This is a genomic window from Bacteroides sp. ET336 (genome assembly GCF_024733815.1).
In the GTDB taxonomy this organism is placed as follows: domain Bacteria; phylum Bacteroidota; class Bacteroidia; order Bacteroidales; family Bacteroidaceae; genus Phocaeicola; species Phocaeicola cellulolyticus.
The window spans coordinates 1-26,420 of sequence record NZ_JANRHK010000001.1 but is presented as its reverse complement, the minus strand read 5'-3'; the positions used below and the strand labels follow the sequence as shown (position 1 = coordinate 26,420).

Annotated in this window: 23 protein-coding genes; 9 read left to right on the top strand and 14 right to left on the bottom strand. The window is 40.9% G+C overall.

The window, feature by feature from the left end:
- Positions 1-15: 15 nt before the first annotated feature.
- The 3 genes from NW213_RS00115 to NW213_RS00105 form a co-directional block, all read right to left on the bottom strand.
- Complete coding sequence (locus NW213_RS00115) at positions 16-384, bottom strand: YccF domain-containing protein (protein WP_258321468.1); 369 nt, start codon at positions 382-384, stop codon at positions 16-18.
- An 88-nt stretch (positions 385-472) separates the two neighbouring features.
- Positions 473-1,384 (bottom strand): glycoside hydrolase family 25 protein, encoded by a 912-nt coding sequence (locus NW213_RS00110; protein ID WP_375338089.1) that lies wholly within the window; start codon positions 1,382-1,384, stop codon positions 473-475.
- 143 nt (positions 1,385-1,527) lie between these two features.
- Complete coding sequence (locus tag NW213_RS00105; protein ID WP_258321467.1) at positions 1,528-3,171, bottom strand: diphosphate--fructose-6-phosphate 1-phosphotransferase; 1,644 nt, start codon at positions 3,169-3,171, stop codon at positions 1,528-1,530.
- Positions 3,172-3,470: 299 nt separating this feature from the next.
- On the opposite strand from NW213_RS00105, the gene NW213_RS00100 reads away from it, so the two are divergent.
- Positions 3,471-3,737, top strand: coding sequence for a hypothetical protein (locus NW213_RS00100; RefSeq protein ID WP_154044326.1), 267 nt, complete (start codon positions 3,471-3,473; stop codon positions 3,735-3,737).
- 17 nt (positions 3,738-3,754) lie between these two features.
- Positions 3,755-4,309: a 1-acyl-sn-glycerol-3-phosphate acyltransferase gene (locus NW213_RS00095; RefSeq protein WP_154044325.1), complete on the top strand. Its 555-nt coding sequence runs from the start codon at positions 3,755-3,757 to the stop codon at positions 4,307-4,309.
- A gap of 71 nt (positions 4,310-4,380) precedes the next feature.
- Here NW213_RS00095 and NW213_RS00090 read toward each other — a convergent pair whose 3' ends face one another.
- From NW213_RS00090 to pepT, 4 genes are all read right to left on the bottom strand, one after another.
- The gene (locus tag NW213_RS00090; RefSeq protein ID WP_258321466.1) at positions 4,381-5,943 is read right to left on the bottom strand and encodes a lipopolysaccharide assembly protein LapB; all 1,563 of its coding nucleotides are present in this window, start codon (positions 5,941-5,943) and stop codon (positions 4,381-4,383) included.
- A 121-nt stretch (positions 5,944-6,064) separates the two neighbouring features.
- Positions 6,065-8,317, bottom strand: coding sequence for a cation:proton antiporter (locus tag NW213_RS00085; RefSeq protein ID WP_258321465.1), 2,253 nt, complete (start codon positions 8,315-8,317; stop codon positions 6,065-6,067).
- Positions 8,318-8,435: 118 nt separating this feature from the next.
- Entirely contained in the window at positions 8,436-9,521 is a 1,086-nt protein-coding gene (gcvT, locus tag NW213_RS00080) for a glycine cleavage system aminomethyltransferase GcvT (protein WP_258321464.1), read from the bottom strand.
- 106 nt (positions 9,522-9,627) lie between these two features.
- Positions 9,628-10,854 (bottom strand): peptidase T, encoded by a 1,227-nt coding sequence (gene pepT, locus NW213_RS00075; protein ID WP_258321463.1) that lies wholly within the window; start codon positions 10,852-10,854, stop codon positions 9,628-9,630.
- Between the two features lie 206 nt (positions 10,855-11,060).
- Between pepT and NW213_RS00070 the strand changes: the two genes are divergently transcribed.
- Complete coding sequence (locus NW213_RS00070) at positions 11,061-12,287, top strand: outer membrane protein assembly factor (protein ID WP_258321462.1); 1,227 nt, start codon at positions 11,061-11,063, stop codon at positions 12,285-12,287.
- A 77-nt stretch (positions 12,288-12,364) separates the two neighbouring features.
- Here NW213_RS00070 and NW213_RS00065 read toward each other — a convergent pair whose 3' ends face one another.
- The gene (locus tag NW213_RS00065) at positions 12,365-13,771 is read right to left on the bottom strand and encodes an amidophosphoribosyltransferase (protein WP_258321461.1); all 1,407 of its coding nucleotides are present in this window, start codon (positions 13,769-13,771) and stop codon (positions 12,365-12,367) included.
- Between the two features lie 190 nt (positions 13,772-13,961).
- On the opposite strand from NW213_RS00065, the gene NW213_RS00060 reads away from it, so the two are divergent.
- Entirely contained in the window at positions 13,962-14,606 is a 645-nt protein-coding gene (locus NW213_RS00060; RefSeq protein WP_154044318.1) for an HAD family hydrolase, read from the top strand.
- 155 nt (positions 14,607-14,761) lie between these two features.
- On the opposite strand, the gene NW213_RS00055 is transcribed toward NW213_RS00060, so the two are convergent.
- The 3 genes from NW213_RS00055 to NW213_RS00045 all read right to left on the bottom strand — a co-directional run bounded on the left by NW213_RS00055 (position 14,762) and on the right by NW213_RS00045 (position 17,707).
- Complete coding sequence (locus NW213_RS00055) at positions 14,762-16,093, bottom strand: nucleobase:cation symporter-2 family protein (RefSeq protein ID WP_154044317.1); 1,332 nt, start codon at positions 16,091-16,093, stop codon at positions 14,762-14,764.
- 32 nt (positions 16,094-16,125) lie between these two features.
- Positions 16,126-16,698, bottom strand: a complete 573-nt coding sequence (gene xpt / locus NW213_RS00050; RefSeq protein WP_154044316.1) for a xanthine phosphoribosyltransferase — start codon at positions 16,696-16,698, stop codon at positions 16,126-16,128.
- Between the two features lie 94 nt (positions 16,699-16,792).
- The gene (locus tag NW213_RS00045) at positions 16,793-17,707 is read right to left on the bottom strand and encodes a fimbrillin family protein (protein WP_204390679.1); all 915 of its coding nucleotides are present in this window, start codon (positions 17,705-17,707) and stop codon (positions 16,793-16,795) included.
- Positions 17,708-17,843: 136 nt separating this feature from the next.
- On the opposite strand from NW213_RS00045, the gene NW213_RS00040 reads away from it, so the two are divergent.
- The gene (locus NW213_RS00040) at positions 17,844-19,265 is read left to right on the top strand and encodes an alkaline phosphatase (RefSeq protein ID WP_204390681.1); all 1,422 of its coding nucleotides are present in this window, start codon (positions 17,844-17,846) and stop codon (positions 19,263-19,265) included.
- A gap of 120 nt (positions 19,266-19,385) precedes the next feature.
- Here NW213_RS00040 and NW213_RS00035 read toward each other — a convergent pair whose 3' ends face one another.
- Positions 19,386-20,105 (bottom strand): helix-hairpin-helix domain-containing protein, encoded by a 720-nt coding sequence (locus NW213_RS00035; RefSeq protein WP_204390683.1) that lies wholly within the window; start codon positions 20,103-20,105, stop codon positions 19,386-19,388.
- 12 nt (positions 20,106-20,117) lie between these two features.
- Entirely contained in the window at positions 20,118-21,485 is a 1,368-nt protein-coding gene (locus NW213_RS00030) for a sodium-dependent transporter (RefSeq protein ID WP_258321460.1), read from the bottom strand.
- Between the two features lie 92 nt (positions 21,486-21,577).
- On the opposite strand from NW213_RS00030, the gene NW213_RS00025 reads away from it, so the two are divergent.
- The gene (locus NW213_RS00025) at positions 21,578-21,973 is read left to right on the top strand and encodes a hypothetical protein (RefSeq protein WP_235339576.1); all 396 of its coding nucleotides are present in this window, start codon (positions 21,578-21,580) and stop codon (positions 21,971-21,973) included.
- 80 nt (positions 21,974-22,053) lie between these two features.
- Here the strand turns inward: NW213_RS00025 and NW213_RS00020 are convergent, their stop codons facing one another.
- A complete protein-coding gene (locus tag NW213_RS00020) occupies positions 22,054-23,028 on the bottom strand; it encodes an ROK family protein (RefSeq protein WP_204390688.1) in 975 nt (324 codons plus the stop codon).
- 139 nt (positions 23,029-23,167) lie between these two features.
- On the opposite strand from NW213_RS00020, the gene NW213_RS00015 reads away from it, so the two are divergent.
- The 3 genes from NW213_RS00015 to NW213_RS00005 are packed head-to-tail and all read left to right on the top strand — an operon-like array spanning position 23,168 to position 26,393.
- The gene (locus NW213_RS00015) at positions 23,168-23,887 is read left to right on the top strand and encodes an ABC transporter ATP-binding protein (protein ID WP_258321459.1); all 720 of its coding nucleotides are present in this window, start codon (positions 23,168-23,170) and stop codon (positions 23,885-23,887) included.
- An 11-nt stretch (positions 23,888-23,898) separates the two neighbouring features.
- A complete protein-coding gene (locus tag NW213_RS00010; protein WP_154044308.1) occupies positions 23,899-25,146 on the top strand; it encodes an ABC transporter permease in 1,248 nt (415 codons plus the stop codon).
- Between the two features lie 2 nt (positions 25,147-25,148).
- Positions 25,149-26,393 (top strand): ABC transporter permease, encoded by a 1,245-nt coding sequence (locus NW213_RS00005; RefSeq protein ID WP_258321458.1) that lies wholly within the window; start codon positions 25,149-25,151, stop codon positions 26,391-26,393.
- Positions 26,394-26,420: the final 27 nt, after the last annotated feature.

Sequence of the window (26,420 nt, the reverse complement as noted above, 5' to 3'; positions counted from 1 at the left end):
AGAAAACAAACGATGTCAGGAAATGGTTTTGCCGAACGGTGTCAGGGCTAGTCCTGCCAACTTGAAGTGCTGCATTCCGAAAGGTATTCCTATCACTGTGATACACAACAATGCACCTAAAATAAGATGAGTAATAGAAATCCATATTCCGCCAATAAGTATCCATAACAGATTCATGAATACATTCAGACATCCGCCATCGGACGGGGTGCTTTGCACTTTCACACCAAAAGGAAAAAGAGCGAGCATTGCCAGCTTTAAAGTCTGAAGACCGAAAGGTATTCCTATGATGGTTATCATAAGAAGGAAACTGGATATTACATATTCCAGACATACGAATAATCCTCCACAGATTATCCAAAGAATATTCATCAAGATGTTCATGTGATAATTAGTTGTTAGTTGTTGGTTGTTAGTTGTTAGCAACCGGCAAGTAGTAATTTATTAACTATTAATTTTTAATTGATAATTGTTAATCCTTAATTGTCAATTCAAGCAATTCGCTCATTGAGCCGTTGAAAACATTCAAGTCAACCTGTTCATCTATTCCCGGCATGGTACCGGCATCCGTGTGCTGCCAGAACTTCCATTCTCCGTCGTACCTAACCGAATCGACATAATAATGTGCTATCCAATATGGGTACGTATTAAAAACAGAATCGGACAAGTATTTGTTCTTGAATTTATACGAAGTATATAATATAGGTTTGACTTTGTAATGCCTTTCCACCCTGTTCAACCATACCAAAAGATCTTTTTTCAGTTTCGAAGCATCTTTCGGTCTTTTCTCAATATCAAGTACCGGAGGCAAATCGCCTGTTTTCAATTTTACGTTATCAATAAAGAAATCCGCCTGTTTCACAGGATCTGTATTGGGATTATAGAAATGGTATGCGCCACGTATGAAATGCATACTGTCAGCCTCGGCAAAATTGTAGTCGAAAGCCCTGTCCTTGAAATCTCCTCCCTCTGTGGCCTTTATAAATACGAAACGTACCGGAAACTGTGCATACTGGACACTCTTCAACGCCTTCCAGTCTATCTCGTCCTGATGATGCGAAACGTCTATACCATGAACAGCATATCCGTACGGCAGACAAACACCATACGCCTTCATACCATAACACGGTTTCCATCTGTAGGAATAAGGACGGATGAAAAAATAATAGAAACAAACCACAAAAAACAATGCACCGACCGCCATCAAGACATAATGGGCAGTATCCGACAGTTTGACTGACTGTGACTGTTTCTTTGGAGAGGAAGATTTAACCTTTACCGTGGTCTTACGGCTGACGGTTTTTGCAGTCTGTGCCGGTTTACGTCTTGCGGCAGGCTTTTTGGCAGCCTTCTTCTCCACAGAAACTTTCGGTTCTTTAATCATGGTTTAAAATATTATTATAAAAATCAGACAGAGAGTTACAAGTACATACACTATAGTAAAAGAATCACCACAGGAGCATACATACTCTGTTGCTTGTCTGTGGTGATTCCTGGCAATTATATCATATCAGTCATTAACCGATATTATTTAGCCTGTTCCAACTGAAGAGTCTTTGTTGGTTGGTCGCAAACTTCTGTAGGACCGAAGTACTGGATAGGACCTGGATAAACATATGCAGTTTCCTTAGCCCAAACTTCACGCTGTGCAGCGAATGCTTTGAAAGGAGCACCGTCAAGTTTAACAAGAGCCTTCTGTATAACTGGTTTCATTTCGCCGTGACGACGTTCCATGTTCATCATCATTGTGATAGGCACACCACCTGCAATCCATTCAGCAGCAGGAGCAGTAGTGTTGCGCACTGATGACATGTAACCTGTCTTACCGCTTGCGATAAGCAATGAAGCAGTGTAACCAAGTGAGTAGCAGTAGTCAGCGTCGAAGTTAGATGGAGCAGCGCAACGTCCTTCATAACCGAAGAAGTGGTGCTGTGCAGAGAACTTACCTACAAACTTGCCTTCAGCCTTCCATGCAGCAAGTTTCTTGCCTACCATTTCAGAAAGGAGTTTTTCAGTTTCGATAAGTGATACCTGTACGTTTCCGTGTGGGTCGCGGTCAAGTGACAACTGACGAGCAACACCTTCTGGAAGAGAAGCATAAATAGCAGCGTTTTCAGCAGAAAGCTTGCTGATGATATATTCACGCTGTTTGTTAGGTTCAATTTTGTTGAATTCTTCACCGTTAGCAGCAAGGAAATCGTTCAATTCAGCGATAAGAGCCTTCATGGCAGGGATGAACTCGATAAGACCTTCCGGGATAAGAACGATACCGAAGTTGTTTCCGGCAGCAGCACGGTTTGCAACAGCCTGAGCGATAGAAGTAACTACATCGTCAAGTGACATGTTCTTAGCTTCAACTTCTTCAGAGATGATACAAATGTTTGGCTGAGTCTGAAGAGCACATTCAAGAGCGATGTGAGAAGCAGAACGTCCCATCAATTTGATGAAGTGCCAGTATTTACGAGCTGAGTTACAGTCGCGTTCGATATTACCGATAACTTCTGAGTAAGTCTTACAAGCTGTATCGAAACCGAATGATGTTTCAATCATTTCGTTCTTCAAGTCACCGTCGATAGTCTTAGGACAACCGATTACCTGTACGCCATAGTTCTTAGCTGCATAATATTCAGCCAATACACAAGCGTTAGTGTTAGAGTCGTCACCACCGATGATAACCAAAGCCTTGATACCAAGTTCTTTCAAGATTTCGTAACCTTTTTCGAACTGTTCTTCTTTTTCAAGTTTTGTACGACCTGAACCGATGATATCGAAACCACCTGTGTTACGGTATTCGTCGATGATATCAGCAGTAAGTTCTTTATAGTTGTGGTCAACCAAGCCGCCAGGACCAAGGATAAATCCGTAAAGTTTGTTGTTAGGATTAAGTTTCTTGATACCGTCGAAAAGACCAGAGATAACGTTATGTCCACCAGGAGCCTGTCCACCAGACAAGATAACACCGACATTCATTTCTGCAGTGTTCTGAGCCTGTCCTTCTACGAACTGGATCAAAGGCATTCCGTAAGTGTTAGGGAACAACTTTTTGATAGCTTCCTGATCGGCTACAGACTGAGTAGCTTCACCTTCCTTCACTGCAACCGCACCTGTCAGGGCTTTTGGTAATTTTGGCTGATAAGCAGCTCTAGCAATTTGTAATGCACTTTTTGTCATAATTTCAAAATTTATTTATATAAGGTGTATATTATTTTATCCTTCTATACGTTTTAAAAAAACGCCTTGTCGTTTTAGTCAAAACGACCTGTTGTTTTAGTCAAAACGTGCGGACGTTTTATTTTTAATGCTTTTTCAACGTTCCGTGCAAATTTCGCCTTTTTTTCGGAAATACGAAAATGACGGATAAAAAAAATACGCCATAGGAATAATATTTGACAAAAAGAGGTAGATATTCCAACAAAAACATTATCTTTACGACAAAATATTTTTTATTAATCAATTAAAATCATAGAATTATGGCTAGTAGAAGAGACTTGAAAAAACATGTGAACTATATTTCTGAAGTAACTGTTGGTATGTGTATTATAGAAGGCATGAACGCCGAAGGTGAAAGACGTGAAGCTATCGCAAACCTTGTAGAAAAGACACTAAACCTCCGTTCAGATATAATAAGCCGAATCAGCCATACTGAACCGGGAAATGTAAAAGGTTTCTACAAAAAACTGAAATCGGATTTCAATACACAGATTGAAGAAGTATTCAACAAGCTGAACGAAAAATAATCCACTGACAGGAGGAAATGAAGAAAGCGCTTTTCAGTTTTATTTACTTCAAACTATTGGGATGGAAGGCTGAAGTCAATGTTCCCGATTACGACAAATGTATAATCTGTGCTGCCCCACATACCACCAACTGGGACCTGATAATAGGAAAACTGTTCATCGGTGCAATAGGTCGCGAATCTGGTTTTCTGATGAAGAAAGAATGGTTTTTCTTCCCTTTGGGATACCTGTTCAGATGGATGGGCGGAATACCGGTAAACAGGAACAAACGGACTTCACTGGTTGAACAGACTGTGGAACTGATAAAGAAAAGTCCGAAATTCCATTTGGCAATAACTCCGGAAGGTACACGTTCGGCAAACCCTAATTGGAAAAAAGGTTTTTATTTTATAGCAAGCGGCGCAAATATACCTATTGTACTTATAGGTATAGATTATCAGAAAAAGTGCATTTATGCCAACAAAGCTATCATGCCTACAGGCGATATAGATAAAGATATGCGCGAAATAAAACTCTACTTCAAGGATTTCAAGGGAAAACATCCTGAGAAGTTCGATATAGGAGAGGTTTAAAAACAAAAACGGCTGTAAATTATTTGATTTACAGCCGTTTTTGTTTTTAAACTGAAACTTGAGCAAATATCCTAGAAATCAATAATAAACTCATCGAAGCTGGTATTCTCTATTCCTATTTTCTCTTTCAGCCTCATCTTGCGTCGGGATATGCTGGCCTTTGCAATGTGATATATCTCTGAAAGCATGGACATGGAAAGTTCCATCTTAACCAGACAGCAGAAACGTATGTCATCGTCAGTAAGTTGCGGACAAAGCTTCTTCAATCTCTCCGTGAACATATCGAAACAAGCATCTGCATTGCCTGTTATTATATTCCAGTCATCATCCGAAAGGTGTAGGGAACCTTGTGCGTTCTGCCTCCTCATTATCACCGGAAGAGTGATATTGTTAAGTTGCTTATAATAGTCAATATTCTTGTTAAGCTTTTCTATCTCTTTCTGTTTCAGTTCTTCCTGCTTGCGCGCTAGCGATATTTCCATATCTCTGCGTTTTATGGTTTCTTCCATTTTCAGACATGTTTCTTCCCTCAGACGTTCCGTCAGTTTACGCTTATTGGAACGGTAATAATGGAGCAATATGGATAAGAACATAATAAGAAGTAATGCGGCAAGTACAAAGTTGGAAAACATCAACTGGCTTGATGCAGCTTGCATCTCAGCCTTGTTGGCACGTTTTTTCTGGATGTTATATTCATGAATGCCGTGCATCTTTTCCAAAAATTCATCACGTCTGTCCTCAATCAGTGAATCAAGAGTTACAGTATATTTCTTAAGAAAATCATAAGCTTGCGGAAGTTTTCCAAGACTGTCATACATTTCAGACATAGCCCTATACGATTTAATACGTGCAGGCATATCTACACTATACATGTTGGGGATTATATAATGCAATGCAGAATCAGAGTTCCCGTTCAAGGTGTATGCCAGTCCTTTCAACATGAGCAGTTCACTCTTCAACTGTGGAACCGGCCCCAGTTCCAGACCTTTGTCGGCAAAATACACTACGCTGTCAGAATTACCTGAAGCCATATATGCCTCCGACAAATGTTTATATATATCCGACTTAGTATTATCGTTTTTATCATATAGATATGCCAAAGCCTTCCTTAAAGTGGAATATACCTTCGGCATGTCTTTTTTATTCAGATAATATAATGCCTTTTCATGTAGGAAATCTATGTTTGCCGATGAATCGTGCAGTGACTTCAACAAGCGTTCAGCTGAATTTATGTACGACTTTTCCATATCATGCCTCATCTTGAAACGGTATATTTTCGCCAGTTCCAAATTAATCTTAAAATGAAGCATACTGTCCGATCCGGCATATTCACCTGCCATGACATAACTGTCTATCGCCCTGAGAAGATAAAAATTCTTATGCTGAATTCTAGCCTGATAAAAATAAGCCATAGCCAGACAGGAATCCATTTCCTCGCGTGAAAACACCTTGACTGAAAAATTCAAAATAGAATCATTCTTTGGAAAACTGTCTTTATCGCACATGTCTTTCACCATCGACAAAACGTTTACTGCACGTTTCACATCGGCATCATCACGACGCGAACAGGAAGACATGATAAAGACAAAAAGAAAAGAATATATCAGATATCTGAAAAAACTGTATAATGACATAAAATCAGGATAAGGTTAATTTTATTACGAAGATACAAAACTGTATTAATATCTAAATAATATACAGTATTTTCAGATATCTTTTTTGGGTCTTTTAAGTGTTATATACAGGAATAAACTATCAATCCTCGAATAATGAATCGAGAGCGGACTCCTCTCCCACTACCCATACTATGTCACCCTCCTGCAATTCTGCATCAACATCAGGCTGACGCAACGACATATCGTCGGAAGACTCAACTCCTACCACAAGACAGTGATACTTGTTTCTTATTCCACTCTCACGTATTGTCTTACCTACAAATTTTGAATTTTCTGTAACAACAAACTGCTTGAGAAGCATCTCTTTCTTTTCAAAGTCATCATCCACACAGCCTTCAGAGATAGCTTCCGCATGTTCGGCGAATGCCGACAACTGCGAGTCGGAACCTATAACCTGGATAGTGTCACCGGGGAAAATCCTTGTCTGCCCGCCCGGAATATTGATTCTGTGTGTACCACGTATGATTGATGCCACATGAACTCCAAACCTTTTTCCCAGGTTCAGTTCCATCAGCGTCAGACCTGCCCACAACGAATCTGCCGAAATCTTTATGTCTGTCAGGTGTATATCCCTGTCAAGCAATCGTCCTGCGTACTCCGGTTTCTTGCTTCCCCTATAAACCATAAACATATCCTTCGACCTCATATTCTGGACGAAAGTCCTCTCCATCAGAATTGACTGTTTCTTCAGGAAACGGGAGAATATCATGGTAAGCACAACTACAATTGCCACTCCGACAACTATAGCCACGGAAGCCTGGAATATATGGTTAATCACATAAATCACGAATATCACACCTATCACTATTCTGAGTATCACCACAGATATCAGAGGAGCATGATTGAACCTGCTGTCTTTCCACAAAGCCTTGAACTCGACGGAGTGGTTCTTCTTCATAATCATGGCACGCAGGAAAGGCGATATAAGAATTATCGTTATGGCCGCGCCTGCCCAACGTCCCCATTTGTCTCCCATAGTTTCAACAAGCAAAGGAAGAATAAAGCTGAAAGATATAAAAATGGCCGCAATAGTCAGTACAGAATATATCACAGTAATCCTGATTATGGCATAAATCAACGATTTCCAGTTACTCTGATAATTGGCCGGCTGGGTGGAGCCCGAGTATCTTTCTATCATGTTTCTCCATTTAGGAGGCATACGTTTATCTACAAAGTTATATGCCGGAACAGAAAGACGGATCATATAAGGTGTAAGGAACGTGGTTATTACAGACACCGCAACGACTATCGGATACAGAAAATCGCTGGTCACATTCAGGCTTACACCAAGAGAGGCAATGATAAAGGCAAACTCACCTATCTGTGTCAAACTGAAACCACACTGCATGGATGTCTTGAGCGACTGTCCGGAAAGCAGTACACCTGCTGTGCCGAATATGGTCTGTCCTAGAAGGATTGCAACTATTATGGCTACAATAGGCCATATATACTCAACTATCAGATTAGGATCGACCATCATACCCACAGACACGAAGAATATTGCACCGAACAAGTCCTTTACAGGGGCTACCAGCTTTTCAATACGCTCCGAATCGAGTGTCTCGGCAAGTATGGAACCCATAATAAAAGCTCCGAATGCCGGAGAGAATCCCACCTTGGAAGCCAGTACCACCATTCCGAAACACATACCCAAGGAGAATATCAGAAGTGTCTCGTCACTCATCAGCTTACGCGAGCGCTTTAGGAATGTAGGAATGAGATACATGCCGACCACGAACCACAAGATAAGGAAGAACACCAGTTTCAGGATACTACCTACCATCTCCATTCCTTCGAAATTCTTGCTCACAGCCATTGTGGAAAGCATAACCATAAGTACGATGGCAAGAATATCTTCAATAATAAGAATACTCAACACAAGTCCTGTGAATTTCTGCTGCCTGATGCCCAAATCATCAAATGCTTTATATATAATGGTGGTAGATGACATGGCAAGCATACCTCCCAGATATATACAGTCCATCTGCTTCCACCCGAAGGTCCAACCTACGAATATTCCCACCGCTATCATACACAGGATAATGGTGCATGCCGAAATAACTGCCGAACCTCCGACTTTCATCAGTTTCTTGAAGCTGAAATCAAGACCAAGGGCAAACAAAAGGAATATCACACCTATATCCGACCAGGTCTTTATACTGTCGGCATCAGTTACGGAAGGAGTAAAAGTGAAATGCGGACTGGCCAGAAATCCGGCAACTATATACCCCAGCACCAATGGCTGTTTCAGTTTCTTGAACACAAGAGTCATTATACCGGCACATATCAATATCAGGGCCAAATCGCTTATTAAAGGAGCCAAATGAGACATAATCGTTATAAATAGTTATTACAAACGCAAAATTACTAAATAAAATAATAGCAAAAGCGGAAGTCTATGCAAAATATCACATAAACTTCCGCTTTATAATATCAAAAAGACAATACTTTTATTTTCTGAAAGGAGGTTTGACTACTATGGCTTTTAGTTTTCTGCCACGATTGTCCAGACATATTTCTGTTCCCGGCTTGGAGAATTCTGTCTTGACATATCCCATACCTATACCAATCTTGCGTGTTGGAGACATTGTTCCAGATGTTACATTTCCGATAACGTTTCCATCCATATCGGTAAGAGAATAGCCGTGTCTCGGGATGCCCCTGTCTATCATCTCGAAACCTACAAGCTTGCGTGAAACCCCTTCTGCCTTTTGTTTCTCCAGTGCAGCACGGTTTGTAAAGTTCTTTCCATCAACAAACTTTGTTATCCATCCCAGCCCTGCTTCTATAGGCGAAGTCGTATCGTCTATATCGTTACCATACAGACAAAATCCCATTTCGAGTCTCAAAGTATCGCGAGCTCCCAGGCCAATTGGTTTGATGCCGAACTCCTCGCCTGCCTCGAACACTGCATTCCAGATTTTCTCTGCATCCTGCGGATAGAAATATAGTTCGAAACCTCCCGCACCGGTATATCCTGTGTTGGATATAATGACATTTTTCACACCGGCAAGTTCGCCAACCTTAAAAGTATAATAAGGAATATCAGCCAGAACAATATCTGTTAGCTTCTGCAATGTATCAATGGCTTTAGGTCCCTGTATGGCGAGCTGTCCGATATTGTCGGACGAATTTTCCAGTTCTGCACCGACTGTGTTATGCGAAACGCACCAGTTCCAGTCCTTTTCTATATTGGCGGCATTCACCACTAGCATATATTTGTCAGGTTCGTAGGCATAAACCAAAAGGTCATCTACTATTCCGCCATCTTCATTAGGGAAACATGAATATTGAATTTTTCCCGGAGTAAGTACTGCAGCATTGTTCGAGGTAACCAGCTGAATGAATTCAAGCGCAGATGGTCCCTTTACCCAGAATTCTCCCATATGCGAAACATCAAAGACTCCAACACCCTTACACACAGTAAGGTGTTCTTCTATAATTCCTGAATATTCAATCGGCATATTATAACCTGCGAATTCATGCATCTTAGCTCCAAGAGCTATATGCTTCTCTGTAAATGGAGTAGTTTTCATAAGTATAAGTTTAAAGTTTGTGAGTTTATTAGTTTATGAGATTATAAGTTTATAAGTTTGTTATTACCAACTTAAAAACTTACAAACTCACAAACTATTACAATAATCAATATCTGTTTGCTGTCAGTTCCGCAATTTTCACTATTACCTTTACAGCCTTTTCTATAGACTGAACAGGAACAAACTCGTATCTTCCGTGGAAATTCAATCCTCCCGCAAAGATATTAGGACAAGGCAATCCCTTGAACGACAGTTGCGCACCGTCAGTACCTCCTCGTATAGCCTTGACCTTAGGCTCTACTCCGGCCTCTTTCATCGCACCGAATGCAATGTCAATGATATGCATCAACGGTTCTACTTCCTGACGCATGTTGTAATACTGGTCTTTAAGTTCTACAGCTACAATTTCACTACCATATTTGGTGTTGATATTGTTTGCACAATCGACAACAAAAGCTTTTCTGCTTTCAAATTTTTCCCTGTCATGATCGCGGATGATATATGAAAGTTCTGACTGTTCCACCTCTCCCTTCATGCCTACCAGATGATAGAAACCCTCGTAACCTTCAGTAGTTGCAGGAGTCTCATCAGCCGGCAGCATAGACATAAACTCATTTGCTACAAGCATTGAATTTATCATCTTGTTTTTTGCATATCCGGGGTGAACATTTCTTCCTTTTATCACAATTTTTGCGGCTGCAGCGTTGAAGTTCTCGAATTCAAGTTCTCCCACTTCGCCGCCGTCCATTGTGTAAGCCCATTTTGCACCAAACTTCTGCACGTCGAATTTATGTGCTCCCAAACCGATTTCCTCATCAGGATTGAAACCGATTCTTATCTTACCATGCTTGATTTCCGGATGTTCTTTCAGATAAGCCACTGCAGAAACTATCTCGGCAATACCTGCCTTGTCGTCGGCACCAAGAAGAGTATGACCGTCTGTCACAATAAGATCTTCACCTTTATGGTCAAGCAATTCAGGGAACTGCGAAGGAGAAAGAACAATATTATCCTTATTACATAATACTATATCAGTACCGTCATAATTTTCTACTATACGAGGTTTTACGTTTTCGCCACTCATATCAGGACTTGTATCCATGTGGGCAATAAATCCTACCACAGGAACAGGTCTGTCTATATTTGCAGGCAAAGTGGCAAATAAATATCCGTTTTCATCAAGTGATATTTCTTCAAGTCCAAGTTCCTGAAGTTCCTGTTGAAGATATTTTGCAAAAACCATCTGCTTTGCAGTGCTTGGAGTAATGCCTGTATTCTCGTCCGACTGGGTATCAAAAGTCACATACTTTAAAAATCTGTCTATTACTGTCATGTTTTTTATATGTTAAATTATTGATTGATGTAAAGTTAAATAAATGGTTTCTAATAACAAAACTACATATCCTTTTTTTGGTAATTTTTCATACTCGGAAACTCATTTAAAAAGAAATACATCATAAAAACCAAAAAGTATTATCAAAAGAACATCAAACTATTGAGTAAGTTTCGTAATTTTGCACCAAAATACATAAAGACAGAATGAAATTATATTCTACATTATTGCTCATAGCGTGTTTAATAGCGCTTCCAGTGAAAACTTTAGGACAAGAAGCAGAGATTGTAAAACAAGGTATTCCTATTGCCGGCGATACTACAGCCGTTCTAAGTAAAAAAGAACTCAAAAGACAAAAAAAAGCCCAACGAAACGTACATTATAATATTCTTGGCGGTCCGAGCTATACCCCTGATTTCGGTTTTTTGATAGGTGGTAGCGCACTGGTAACTTTCAGCATGAATCCAAAGGACAGCACTATGAAGCGCTCGGTAGTTCCAGCTTCGGTAGCACTGATGTTCAAAGGCGGACTTAATATAGTAGTAAAACCACAATTGTTCTTCAAGAACGATAAATTCCGTATCTTTGGACAATTCATCTACAAGAACACACAGGAAAACTATTACGGAGTGGGATATACCACCAACAAGAATTACATCCGAGGCAAAGAAACCAGCCAATACAAATACAGCGGAATACAGGTTAACCCATGGTTCCTTTTCCGTATAAAAGAAACAAACTTCTTTGCCGGTCCGCAGATTGACTTGAACTACGACCACATGATGAATGTGGCTGAAGGTATAACACAAGACAAGAATTACATAAAGGCCGGAGGTACTGCCGACGGATACAGCAATTTCAGTTCCGGTCTGGGATTCCTGTTAAGTTACGACACACGCGACATTCCTGCCAATCCGTTTAAAGGTCTGTATTTTGATTTCCGCGGTGTAATGTATCAGAAATGGTTAGGTGGCGATGACAATTACTACCGTTTGGAATTCGACTACCGCCAGTACAAGTCGGTAGGCAAAAGGAAAGTCCTGGCATGGACAGTACAGAGCAAAAACGTATTCGGCAATAATATACCTCTGAACAAGTATGTACTTAGCGGTACGCCGTTCGACCTCAGAGGCTACTATATGGGACAGTTCCGCGACAAGTCATCACATCTTGCAATACTGGAATACAGACAGATGTTCAATACCGACAGAAGTAACTGGTGGAAGAAAGTAGCTAACCGCTTAGGATACGTAGTATGGGGAGGCGCCGGTTTTATGGGACCGAATCCAGGCAAGATCGAAGGTGTACTGCCCAACGCAGGTGTCGGTCTGAGAATAGAAGTACAGCCACGTATGAATTTCAGACTTGATATAGGCAGGGACTTCGTAAACAAGCAGAACCTGTTCTATATAAATATGACAGAAGCATTCTGATAAAACATTTCATATATAAAAAAAACTCCGCAAGGCACGATGACCTGCGGAGTTTTTTTATGTGTATCTTATTTATATCAGAAACAGCTTGAACCGTCGAAACAGTGTGTACAAACCTTACACTTAGGAAGTCCGATAGCCTCAATCAAAGTTTCAAGGGTATTGAACTTCAGCGAAGTCAGTCCGAAACGTGCTCTTATACGCTCTACCAGTTCCTTATACTCAGGAGAATCAGTAGTAGCATACTTGTCAAGTTTAGCATTCTCATCACCTTCTATTTCCTTGATAATACGACGTGTGATAAGCTCCATGTCACTCTTTGACGAAGTGAAACCGATAAACGGACATCCGTAAATAAGCGGCGGACAAGCTATACGCATATGCACCTCTTTTGCTCCGTAATCATAGAGAATATTCACATTATCTCGAAGCTGAGTACCGCGTACTATAGAATCGTCACAGAACAACAGTCTCTTACCCTGAAGCATAGAACGGTTTGGTATAAGTTTCATTTTCGCCACAAGCGAACGCATACTCTGATTGCTAGGAGTAAAGCTGCGAGGCCATGTAGGAGTATATTTTGCTATTGCGCGATGATACGGAATACCTTTACCTTCGGCATAACCCAGCGCCATACCTACACCGGAATCAGGAATACCGCAAGCGCAGTCCACTTCAGAATCGTCTGTCTGTCCCATCTTGTAACCGGACATAAAACGGACTTCCTCTACATTCCTTCCTTCGTATGAAGAAACAGGGAAACCATAGTAAACCCACAAAAAAGAGCAGATCTGCATCTTGTCATTAGGTTTGCGCATCTGCTCCAGTCCATCGGCGCGCATACGGATAATCTCTCCCGGGCCGACATATTTTTCTATTTCAAAATCAAGGTTTGGCAAACTGCTCGACTCGCTAGTTGCAGCATATGCACCATTCTTCTTACCGATGATAATCGGAGTACGTCCCCACTTGTCGCGCGCAACGATAATTCCGTCTTCAGTAAGTATAAGCATTGAGCAAGAACCTTTTATCTTGTTGAATACATTCTCTATACCATCCACGAAATCCTTTCCCTGAACAATAAGCAATGCTACAAGTTCCGTCTGATTGGTTTTACCCATACTCATTTCCGACAGATGCATGTTCGATGAAAGAAGCTCATTTACCAACTCCTCTTCATTATTGATTTTTGCCACTGTCACTATAGCGAACTTGCCCAAGTGAGAGTTTATCATAATAGGCTGCGGATCGGTATCGCTTATAACTCCAATACCTGCATTTCCTTTAAATTGCGGCAACTCTGATTCGAACTTAGTGCGGAAATAAGAACTTTCCAAACTGTGGATAGCGCGCATGAAACCCTCACCGGCAGAGTAAGTAGCCATTCCGGCACGCTTTGTGCCAAGGTGAGAATTATAGTCTGTGCCGTAAAACAAATCGGTCACACATTCAGCCTTAGAGACTGTACCAAAAAAACCTCCCATTCTTTTAAAACAATTAAATTAGTTTAAGCGGAACAAAAGTACAAAAAATTCAGAAAATATGCATAAGCATGAAGGTATAAAGGTTACAAAAAAAATCGCTCAAACTACAATCTGAAAACAAAAAACATGTTTTACTTTGGATAACCCTCATTATGCATTACCTTTACGCGAAATAAAAACTTATAACCAAATGATACAGAAAACTTACAAGGCTTATCTTTTCGATTTCGACTATACACTCGCCGACTCGTCACGCGGCATAGTTATGTGTTTCAGAAATGTACTCGCCACGCACGGACATGAAGGCATCAGCGACGAAGCCATAAAGCGTACCATAGGAAAAACTCTTGAGGAATCATTCACTATACTTACAGGCATAGACGATAAAGAAACTCTGGCCGCCTACCGCAAAGAATATGTGACACAAGCCGACAAACTAATGACAGCAAACACAGTTTTGTTTCCGGAAACACTCGATGTGCTCTCACGCCTGAAGGAAAGAGGAGCAAAAATCGGAATAATCTCTACAAAGTACAGATACAGAATAATGGAACTGTTGGAAACGAAACTGCCTGAAGGATTTCTTGACATAATCGTAGGCGGAGAGGATGTAAAAACTCCAAAGCCTTCGCCCGAGGGATTGATGTTCGCCATAGGTCATCTGGGATTAGAAACAGCAGATGTCCTGTATTGCGGCGACAGCACCGTAGATGCGGAGACGGCACGCAACGCCGGAGCTGATTTCGCAGGTGTACTGCACGGGATGACCACTCGATATGAACTTGAAATGTATCCTCACGTGAAAATAATGGACACCCTTGATGAAATTCTCTGACATAATTGGCGTAACACGAACGTGTAACGGGCGGAACACAAACGTGTAACGGGTGTAACACGAACGTGTAACGCCAACTACGACAAGACATAAAAAAGGCGATGGCCGTCCACAAACAAGGCAGCCATCGCCCTTATTTTGATATTAAAACAATGTTATTCTTTTATTCTGATAAGAATATTAGCCAGAATAGCTGTAAGACCACCTGTAGTGATACCTGACGAGAATATGTTCTTTACAGTTTCAGGCAACTGAGAAAGTATCTCCGGAACAAGCTCAACACTAAGACCGAAAGAAAAACTCAATGCCATTACCAAAGTAGCCTTTCTGTCAATCTTCTGAGAAGCGATAATACGTATTCCGGCTGCCGCCACAGTACCGAACATCAGCAGAGTGGCACCTCCAAGTACCGGCTCAGGCATAAGCGAGAACACAAGTCCTACCGCTGGGAATAAACCGAGCAGGATAAGGAAACCTGCAATGAAATATCCCACATAGCGGCTGGCAACACCTGTAAGCTGAATCATACCGTTGTTCTGTGCGAAAATCGAGTTAGGGAAAGAGTTGAAGATACCTGCAAGCATAGAGTTGAAACCATCGGCAAGGATACCTCCCGAAGCACGTTTTACAAACTTCTCTCCTTCTACAGGCTCGCCTGAAATAAGCGAATTGGCAGTCACATCGCCATATGCCTCAATGGCTGTGATAAGATAGACAAGTCCCAGACCGATGATGGCAGAGATATCGAACGAGATACCATATTTGAAAGGTATAGGAATATTGAAACCTCCATAGCTCTGCACAGACGAGAAATCTACCATACCCAAAGCCCAGGCTACGACATATCCCACCAGAAGACCTATAACGATGGAACTCATGCGGAGATAGCGGTTCGAACTACGGTTGAAGATTATGATAAGCACAAGAACCAAAGCTGCCAGACCAACGTGCTGGAACGCTCCGAAAGTACCGTCATTCTGTGCCGTTACACCTCCTCCGCATGCAGATATACCTACTTTGATAAGGCTCATACCAATAAGGGTAACCACTATACCCGACACTAGCGGAGTGATAATCTTACGTGTATATTTAAGCACGCGGCTGATAAGCATCTCGACAGTAGAAGCAGCAATAGTTGCTCCGAAAATAGAGGACAATCCTCCTGTCAGTCCGGCTGAAATGATAGGACCGATAAAAGAGAAACTTGTTCCCTGAATACATAAAAGTCCGCAACCGATAGGTCCTACCTTTCTGCACTGTATGAAAGTAGAAATACCAGACGCGAAAAGTGCCATGGAAACAAGGAAACCGGTAGTTTCGATGTCAAGTCCCAACGCTCCTGCTATGATAAGCGGAGGAGTGATGATTGCCACGAAAATAGCCAGCAAGTGTTGCAAGGCCGCAAAAATGGTATCCTTCAAAGGTGGGCGGTCGTTAAGTCCGTAAATCAGCCCCTCGCCTGGGGCTACATTCTGTTCATTTTCCATTTGTTGATTTGAGTTTTTGAGTTTATGAGTTTTTATTCTTCTTTAAGAACAATCTTACAGTCGTCAAGACTTTCAATGATGGCGAGTGACTCTACATGTACCCCCATGTTTCTGAGCTGTTCGCCTCCGTGTTGGAATGATTTCTCAATCAGGAATCCCATACCTACCAATTCAGCTCCCGCCTTGTTAACCAAGTCTATTATACCCTTGGCAGCATTACCGTTGGCAAGGAAATCGTCAATGAAAAGCACTTTATCACCAGGACACAGATAGTCGCTGCTTACGCATACATCATAATTTCTGTCTTTAGTAAAAGAATAAACAGTAGTGGTGAGCATATTCTCCATTGTGCTTGGTTTCTTTTTCTTTGCGAAGACTACGGGAAGTTCAAGCAAATAGCCCACCATGATGGCAGGAGCGATACCACTTGCTTCGATAGTCAGCACTTTGTTAATTTTGGTACTGGCAAAACGCCTTACAAATTCCACCGCCATGGATTTCATCAGAATAGGGTCCATCTGATGATTGATAAAGTTATCAACTTTAAGGATACCACCTTCAAAACATTTTCCGTCGCGCAATATCCGTTCCTTCAGTGCTTTCATACGTGCAACTAATAATTAAAAGAGTTTCTAAATGATTTTGAAAGTGCAAAATTACAAGAAATTTCTTTATGTATTACAAAATAATGACATTATATTACACCGAAGCCCCATTTAATATTACTTCATCCAACGTTATGACATTCCAATCCGTTACTTCATTACCTGTCATCACCAGTTTACCGTCAATAACCCTCAATGTAATTTTATTGAAACTTCCACCTGCAAAATTATTACCCAAATTGGCTGAAGCCTCGTATTCTTTGTCGCCGGAAATATATCTCAATGTAAATCTAAGCGGCGTCTGCAGTGTGACAGGATTAATAAGTACAGTAACAGCCGACAAAGAAGACAAATCATTAATCCGTAATACTGAGATGTCATCAGATCCACTTTTCTTCATTCCCTCAGATGATGTATCGAATGAATAGACATGAGGAGTAACTATACCCTCGCCGGAAAAGCTACACTCTTTCATGGAAAATGACTGTGACTGGTCGTCATTGATGACACTCAGATGCAACAGAGAATAAACGTGTACAAAAGAATTTTCCCCACTGAAAGATACAATTCCGTTATTATCAGAATAAGAAGTAACACATTTTCCTACCAGAAAGTCTTTTTCGCCGATATCAGATATATTACCTGACTGTACAGACAGATCAGGCATAGGGACAGAAGAGCGCAATACATTATCGGTTTGTACACACGGATAATATGCCAGGAACTCAAAATCATCAGTACGGTTCTCCCACATCATACTGTTTTCCGTAGCCCAATTGCCATTCCTGTATGTCCACTCAACAGGATTATCAATATTCTCTATAAACATGCCTGTAATATCATTTTCACGGAAATCAACACTTCCGTCAACTGAAGTTACTGTTCTTGAAAATGGAGAGTTCCCTACTTCAACAAATAATTTTACAGCCATATCATCATTAAACGGCAATTCATTTTTACATGAACAAAAAATCAGAGGCAATGATACCAGATAAAAGACTTTAGACATAATCATAAATAATTTATTTGTAATATCTAAACTTTCAAAAACGGATTTTATCCATTATTTAAACGTAAAAAAAGATTAAACTAAAGCTAAAACACAATATTTTCTTATTTTTGCACAAATCAAAAACCAAACAACAATGAAAAAATTCCATTTATTATTTGCTCTCGTATTACTTTCGTGCAATTGGAGCTTTGCACAGCAGGCTAAATATGTATTTTATTTTATCGGCGACGGTATGGGTGTAAACCAGGTACAGGGAACAGAACTTTTCCAGGGTGAAATGAAAGGCGAAATAGCCATCGAACCATTGTGTTTCACTCAATTTCCGGTATCTACGGTCGCAACCACTTTCTCCGCAACAAACGGAGTTACCGATTCTGCCGCAGCAGGTACTGCATTGGCTACAGGCAACAAGACAAAAAACGGTGCTATCGGTGTATTGAAAGACCTTGAAACTCCTGTAAACAGTGTTGCCGTATGGGCAAAAAACAGCGGACGTAAAGTTGGAGTAGCAACAAGTGTCAGCGTCGATCATGCAACTCCGGCTGCATTCTATGCCCACGAAGCAGGACGCGGAAGCTATTACAACATTGGTGCCGATCTTTATGCCGCAGGATTTGATTTCTACGCAGGTTCAGATTTTATGGAACCGGACAATAAGGAAGACAAAAGCGCAAAGAACCTTTACAAAATGGCTGACGAATACGGTTATTCTATCGCCAGAGGTTATAATGACTATACCAAGAAAAGCGCTAAAGCCGACAAGATGATCCTTTTCCAAAGTGAAGAAGCCTCATCAAAAGACAGAAGTGCCATTCCATATGCTATAGACAGAACAGAGAAAGATCTTACACTGGAAGAAATTACACGTTCTGCCATAGATTTCCTTTCAAAAGATTTAAGTAAAGGTTTCTTCCTGATGGTGGAAGGCGGAAAAATAGACTGGGCATGCCACAGCAACGATGCAGCAACTGCTTTCCGCGAAGTGCAGGATTTGGACAAGGCTATCAGGCAAGCATACGAATTCTACAAACAACATCCTGACGAAACACTTATTGTGGTAACAGCCGACCATGAAACCGGTGGTATAGTATTAGGAACTGGAGAATACAGACTTAACCTGAAAGCACTGGATAACCAGAAAATGAGCGAAAGCGGATTTACCAAAGTACTGAATACACTGCGTAAGAAATATAAGAATAATGTTCCATGGGAATCAGTAAAGACAGCCTTGAAAGAGAACTTCGGTTTTTGGGATGAAATAAAGCTTTCAGAGGAACAGGAAAAACGCCTGGTAAATGTTTACGAAAACACATTGAAGGGTCAGAATGCCAAAATGGAAAAAAGTGAGTATGCACGCGATGAAGCTCTTGCCGCAGAGGCTAAACGTATAGTAAGCGAAATAGCTCTTATCGGATGGACAAGTGGCGGACACTCTGCAGGATATGTACCTGTATTTGCTATCGGAGCCGGAGCTGAAAACTTCAGCGGAAGATTGGACAACACACAAATACCTGTCCTTATAGCAAAATCTGCAGGATATACAGTAGAAAAATAAACTATACAGCCACAATAGTTTTAAAATATTTATCAGCCGTTTGGAATTTGTCAGGTGAATGTTCAACCGGACAGTTGCCAAACGGCTGATAACATATAATGGAAAAGAACTGCTAACTCCCTATTCAAACGAAAAATAATGACTTAGCTTATCTATATCTTCTTCCGAAAATTCCCCGAACATTGATATCTGAGACATACCATCTATAGAACCTCTCTTACGTCTGAAATCAATAATAGCTTTGGCCTTATAGAAATCCATATACGGATGCGAACGCAATTCATCTATTCCGGCTTTATTGATTCTGATTTTACGGAAAACATCAGACTTGACTTCAAACCATTTCAGCAATGTAGAATCGACATACTGTACTTCTAGTAATTGAGCGGTATTGTAAAACCCTCCCAAACGGTTTCTATAGTTCACAATATTTCTTGAAATGACACTTCCTATGCCAGGAATTTTCTTCAATATTGACGTGTCGGCGGTATTTACATCAATTATGATTCCTGCATTGAATTTCTCCTGTTTAGGATATTTCTTTATCTCTTTATTCTCTTCCTTCTTATGCTCATAGGAAAAATCAGAAGACTGCTTTTTATTCTTCTTATATACAGGCTCTTTATCTTTATATCTTCTGTAATTGTCACGATTACGCTTGTCATTATCAATCCTGACATACAAAGAATCAGCAATTTTCAACGGATCAATAGCAATTTCAGTCCTGTTATTCCCGATATTTTCGCTCGCCAAAATACATATCAGCAGAATAAGAACCAACAATAAAAATATTATTGCCCTACGCTGTCCGCGAGAATAAAAGAACCAATCCTTCCACATATATAATGCTTTTTAGAAAAGTCCCAACTCATTAAGAAAAATAAGCATTATACCGACCGGAGCGATAAACTTCAAAATGAAAATATAAAGAGGATAATAAGTAGATTTCAACGCGCCATAATTTGTAGCCTCACCTTTTACGATAGCTTTGTTTAGTACCCATCCGACAAAGATAGCAGACAACATACCGGAAACAGGCAACATGATTTTTGCTGTAAGATAATCCAAGGCATCAAAGAAGTTCATACCAGCAATCTTGAATCCGCTCCATTCTCCCAGTGCAAGCGATGAAACGACACCTATAGACCAACAACCCAAAGACACAATGGTCGCAGCCCTTCCACGTGTAAGTCCGAACTTTTCGTGGAGAAAGGCAGTAGAAACCTCGTGAAGTGAAATTGTTGAAGTAAGTGCGGCCAAAGCTAGAAGAAGATAGAATGCAATCGCACATATCACAGCCAAAAACGGCACTGCGGAAAATGCCTGCTGGAATACATTTGGCAATGTTATAAATATCAATGAAGGACCGGAACCCGGGTTTATTCCCACAGAAAAAGCCGCCGGAAATATAATTATACCGGCCAGTATCGCGACGAACGTATCAATTATTCCGACACTCATCGCCGTATGCCCCAATCTTGTTTCCTTTCCAAAATATGATGCATAAGTTGACAGACATCCCATACCAAGGCTCATCGAAAAGAAAGCCTGCCCCATGGCTCCCAAGAATACTTCAGGAGTAACTTTACTGAAATCCGGTTTAAAAAGGAATTCAATACCCTTTTCCGCTCCAGGCAAAGTGACAGAGCATATTGCAAGAAGGACTACAAGAATGAAAAGGACAGGCATCATAACCTTTGACGAACGCTCTATTCCGTCTTTCACACCCTTGACAATTACAATGTGTGTAAGTAGCATGAAAACCGTTAACCATATGATAGGACGTAAAGGATCGGACGAAAACTCATTGAACATGGCTATAAATCCGTCAGCATCCTTACCTTCGAAACCTCCTATAGCTGACTGAAGCAGATATTCCAACGTCCATCCTGCCACAACCGAATAATATCCCAAGATAAGGAAACCGGTAAGAACACCCAAATATCCCACCCATTTCCAGTTTGTGCCGGGGGCAAGAACACTGAAAGATCCTCCGGTACTCGCTTTGGCACTACGTCCTATAGTGAATTCGGCTACCATTATCGGCAAACCGAATATGAAGATACATCCCAAATATATAAGGATAAAAGCAGCACCACCATGATTACCCGCTTCGTAAGGGAAACGCCATATATTACCCAATCCCACTGCTGAACCTGCCGCCGCCAATATCGCACCCAATTTACTTCCAAAACTAACTCTGTCGTGATTATGTTGCATAAAAAAACATATTAAATAATAAATAGAACTGTTTAGCGGCACAAATGTACAAAAAATATCATATTTTTGGCGGGGAAATTAATATTTATAACATGATTACATATTTAAAGCGTTATCCATTATCTATTCTGGTGATAGCGGCAATACTTTATTTGTCGTTTTTCAAACCTCCGCAAACATCACTGAACGAGATAAAGAATCTCGATAAGATAGTACACATCTGTATGTACGGAGGACTTACAGTCATTCTATGGTCTGAACATATAAGGCAACACTTTCCTTTGATAAAAAGACATCTTATAATAGGGGGAATTATATGCCCTATTATCATGAGCGGACTCATAGAAATAGGTCAAGCCACACTGACAGAGACAAGAGGTGGCGATTGGCTGGATTTTGCGGCCAACATCACAGGCGTAATACTGGGCAGCATTTTCAGTTATTATGTATTACGGCCATACATATGGAAGAAACATAATAAGAAATAATCGGATATATGCATAAAAAAACTCATCAGGTATCATACCAAACACCTGATGAGTTTTTTTATGTATATATTACTTAAAGATTAATCTTCCTTCACTTCCCAACCTAATGCACTTGCACCCAAAACGGCAGCATCTGCATCTTTAAGCTGTGAAAGCAACAGTTTAGTCTTACCGGCATATATCTTAAGAACATTTTCATCCATAGCCTTCTGTATAGGTTTCATGATGAGATCACCTGATTTGGCAAGACCTCCAAACAGAATAATTGCTTCCGGACTTGAGAACGCGATAAAATCAGCCAATGCTCTACCCAAGATTGTTCCTGTATATTCAAATATTTCCAAAGCAAGCTTGTCACCTTTGATAGCCGCATCGTAAACATCCTTTGATACGATTTCTTCTGCAGGAATCTCTCTAAGCAAACTTGGTTCTGAACGTGCAACCAGGAATTCGCGTGCAGTACGTGCAACACCGGTAGCCGAGCAGTATGTTTCAAGACAACCTTTACGTCCGCAACCGCAAAGACGACCGTCACGTTCTACTACCACGTGACCAAGCTCACCTGCAAAACCGTCGTGACCGTAAACCAACTGTCCGTTTACAACGATACCGCTACCAACACCTGTTCCAAGTGTAATCATTATGAAGTCTCTCAACCCGCGTGCAGCTCCGTATGTCATTTCACCGATTGCAGCCGCATTGGCATCATTTGTAAGAGCAGTAGGTATTCCCAACTTATCTTCAAACATCGCTGCCAAAGGAATAACCCCCTTCCAAGGAAGATTTGGAGCAAATTCAATTGTTCCTTTATAATAGTTTCCGTTAGGCGCACCAACACCCATTCCCTTGAACTTTTCAGCTCCACCGAACTGCTGCAACAAAGGAATAAGTTTTTTGCACACTGCATCAACGTATTCATCTATTTCCTCATGTTCCTGAGTCTTGATTGAATCGGAAGCTAAAACGTTTCCACGAGAATCAACTACACCGAAAACGGTATTTGTACCGCCGATGTCCATACCAACCACATAGGGTTTTTCCATATTTACAGTCATGACATTTATTGTTTAGGGTTAATTATTGAGACAAAAATATACAATAGACAATAATCTCACAAATTTTTCAAATAAATATTAATACGAATCTATAAGTTTTTTCCTAATTTAGCTGCGAATTTATTAATCAACTGGCAAAATGATTCATCTGAAAGACATAAACAAGACATATCACAACGGTGCACCGTTACATGTTCTGAAAGGTATAAATCTGGATATAGAAAAAGGGGAATTCGTTTCTATAATGGGAGCATCCGGTTCCGGAAAGTCCACATTACTTAATATATTGGGGATACTTGACAATTACGATACCGGAGAATACACTTTAAACGGTGTATTGATAAAAGACCTCAGCGAGACAAAAGCAGCAGAATATAGAAACAGGATGATAGGTTTCATATTCCAGTCCTTCAACCTAATCTCGTTCAAGAATGCAATGGAAAATGTAGCCCTGCCCCTATATTATCAGGGAGTAAGCAGAAAGAAAAGAAACGAGCTTGCAATGGAATATCTTGACAAGCTCGGTCTGAAGGAATGGGCACACCACATGCCTAACGAACTGTCAGGAGGACAAAAACAGAGAGTGGCAATAGCAAGAGCCCTGATTTCAAAACCAGAAATAATCCTGGCGGACGAACCTACAGGAGCGCTTGACAGCAAGACCTCGGTAGAAGTAATGAATATCCTTAAAGAGCTGCACGAAAAAGAAGGCCTTACAATCATTATAGTGACACACGAAAGCGGTGTAGCCAACCAGACAAACAAGATAATCCATATAAAAGACGGTATTATAGAAAAGATAGAAGACAATATCGATCATAACGCATCACCGTTCGGAAAAAACGGATTTATGAAATAACACATAGGGAAATGACAGATCTTATTCAGGAAATATACGGTACAATAATGCGCAACAAGCTTCGTACGGCACTCACAGGATTTGCCGTAGCTTGGGGAATATATATGCTTATTGTCCTTTTGGGAGCCGGAAACGGACTTATCCATGCTTTCGAAAACCAGTCGGCTGACATGAAGATGAATTCCATGAAGATTTATCCGGGATTTACATCAAAAGCATTCAACGGATTGAACGAAGGCAGAAACATATCGCTTAACGAAAGCGATATGAAAATCACTTCAAAAAGATTTAAAGACAACATCACTACAGTAGGAGCCACAACAAGTCACAGCGGAATACTGACATACGGCAAAGAAAATGTCAGCATCACCATAGACGGTGTATTCCCTAACCACACGGAGATGGAACCGATGAAACTTGTCAGGGGAAGATTTATCAACAAGCGTGATATGGATGAAATGCGAAAAGTTATCGTACTTCACCAGAAGACATACGACATACTGTTTCCACACACTGAAGGAATAGGTAAATATATCACATCACAAGGTGTCATGTATCAGGTAATAGGTATATATTCCGACCAGAACAGTTTCTCACCAAGCGCGCTTATTCCATTCACCTCACTACAGCTGATATACAGCAAAGGTGACAGTATCGACAATATAATATTTGCCACAAAAAATCTTACAGACCAGGCTACAAACGATAAATTTGAAAAAGAATACCGCGCTGCAATAGGCAAGAACAACAATTTTGCTCCCGACGATGACAGCGCGATATGGATCTGGAACAGATTTACACAATATCTGCAACAGCAGTCGGCAACCAATATCCTAAAAATCTCGATATGGGTAGTAGGTATTTTCACTCTGCTTAGCGGAATCGTAGGTGTAAGCAATATCATGCTTATTACGGTCAGAGAAAGAACACACGAGTTCGGAATAAGGAAAGCACTCGGGGCAAAGCCTTCTTCCATTCTTTGGCTCATCATATCCGAAAGCGTAGTAATTACAACATTCTTCGGATATATAGGCATGGTTGCGGGAATTGCCACCACAGAATACATGAATATAGTAGCAGGCAAGCAAGTGGTGGATGCAGGAGTCTTCTCAATGACTTTCTTCGAAAATCCTACTGTCGATATAAGCATTGCCATACAAGCCACTCTTACACTGATAATAGCCGGAACGCTTGCCGGACTGTTCCCTGCAAGAAAGGCTGTAATGATACGACCGATTGAAGCACTTAGAGCAGACTGATTATGAGACGATTTGATTTGGATACATGCGAGGAGATAATCCTCACCATAACAAGGAACAAGACACGAAGCCTGCTAACGGCATTCGGTGTCTTTTGGGGAATATTCATGCTTGTTGCCCTCATGGGAGGGACGAAGGGTGTGCAGGATCTTATGGCAAAACAGTTCGTGGGATTCGCGACCAACTCCGGTTTTATTGGTACCAACCAGACAAGCAAGGCATATAAAGGATTCCAGCAGGGACGTTTCTGGGAACTTACAAACACTGATGTGGAAAGAGTACGACGCAGCGTTCCGGAGATAGAAGTTGTAACTCCAAATATTACCAAATGGGGAATAGAAATGGTTTACAACGAAAACAAAACTTCCGGCACCTTAAAAGGACTCTATCCTATATACTCAAAAATAGAAGAGCCGCAAATTTCGATGGGACGTTACATCAATGACATGGATATTCTAAACAGGAGAAAAGTCTGTGTGCTAGGCAGCAGAATTTTTGAAAGTCTTTTTCCTGACAAGAGCAATCCATGCGGCAAATACATTGAAGTCAGCGGAATATATTATCAGGTAATAGGAGTCAATATGGCTGCAGGAAACATGTCCGTTCAGGGACAGGCTGAAACATCAATCATTATACCATTCTCTACAATGCAGCAGAACTATAATTTCGGAGACAAAATCCAGATGTTGAGTTTTACCGTTAAAAAGGGATACTCGGTGAGTGAAATCCAAAAGAAGGTAGAATCGGTAATAAAACGGGCACACAATGTACACCCCGATGACAAGCAGGCTGTGATAAGTGTAAATGCCGAAGCCATGTTCGGAATGATGGACAATCTGTTCTCCGGCATAGAAGTTCTGGGATGGATGGTAGGTCTGGGAACACTACTGGCAGGAGCTATTGGCGTGAGCAATATAATGATGGTCACAGTAAAAGAGAGAACCACTGAAATAGGTATCCGCAGAGCGATAGGCGCACGTCCTAACGACATCCTCAGCCAGATTCTTACAGAAAGTATGGTACTTACCATCATAGCAGGTATGAGCGGAATATCTTTTGCCGTTTTCCTTCTGAATATTGTAGAAGAGGCACTCTCCTCGCCTACCTCGGCAGCACACTTCCAAATCAGTTTCTGGGGAGCCATAGGAGCCTGCGTCTTACTGCTTATCCTTGGACTGCTTGCCGGACTGGCACCTGCCTTCAGGGCAATGGCAATAAAACCAATCGAGGCTATAAGGGATGAGTGATGTTCAATTTATAATTAAAAATTAATA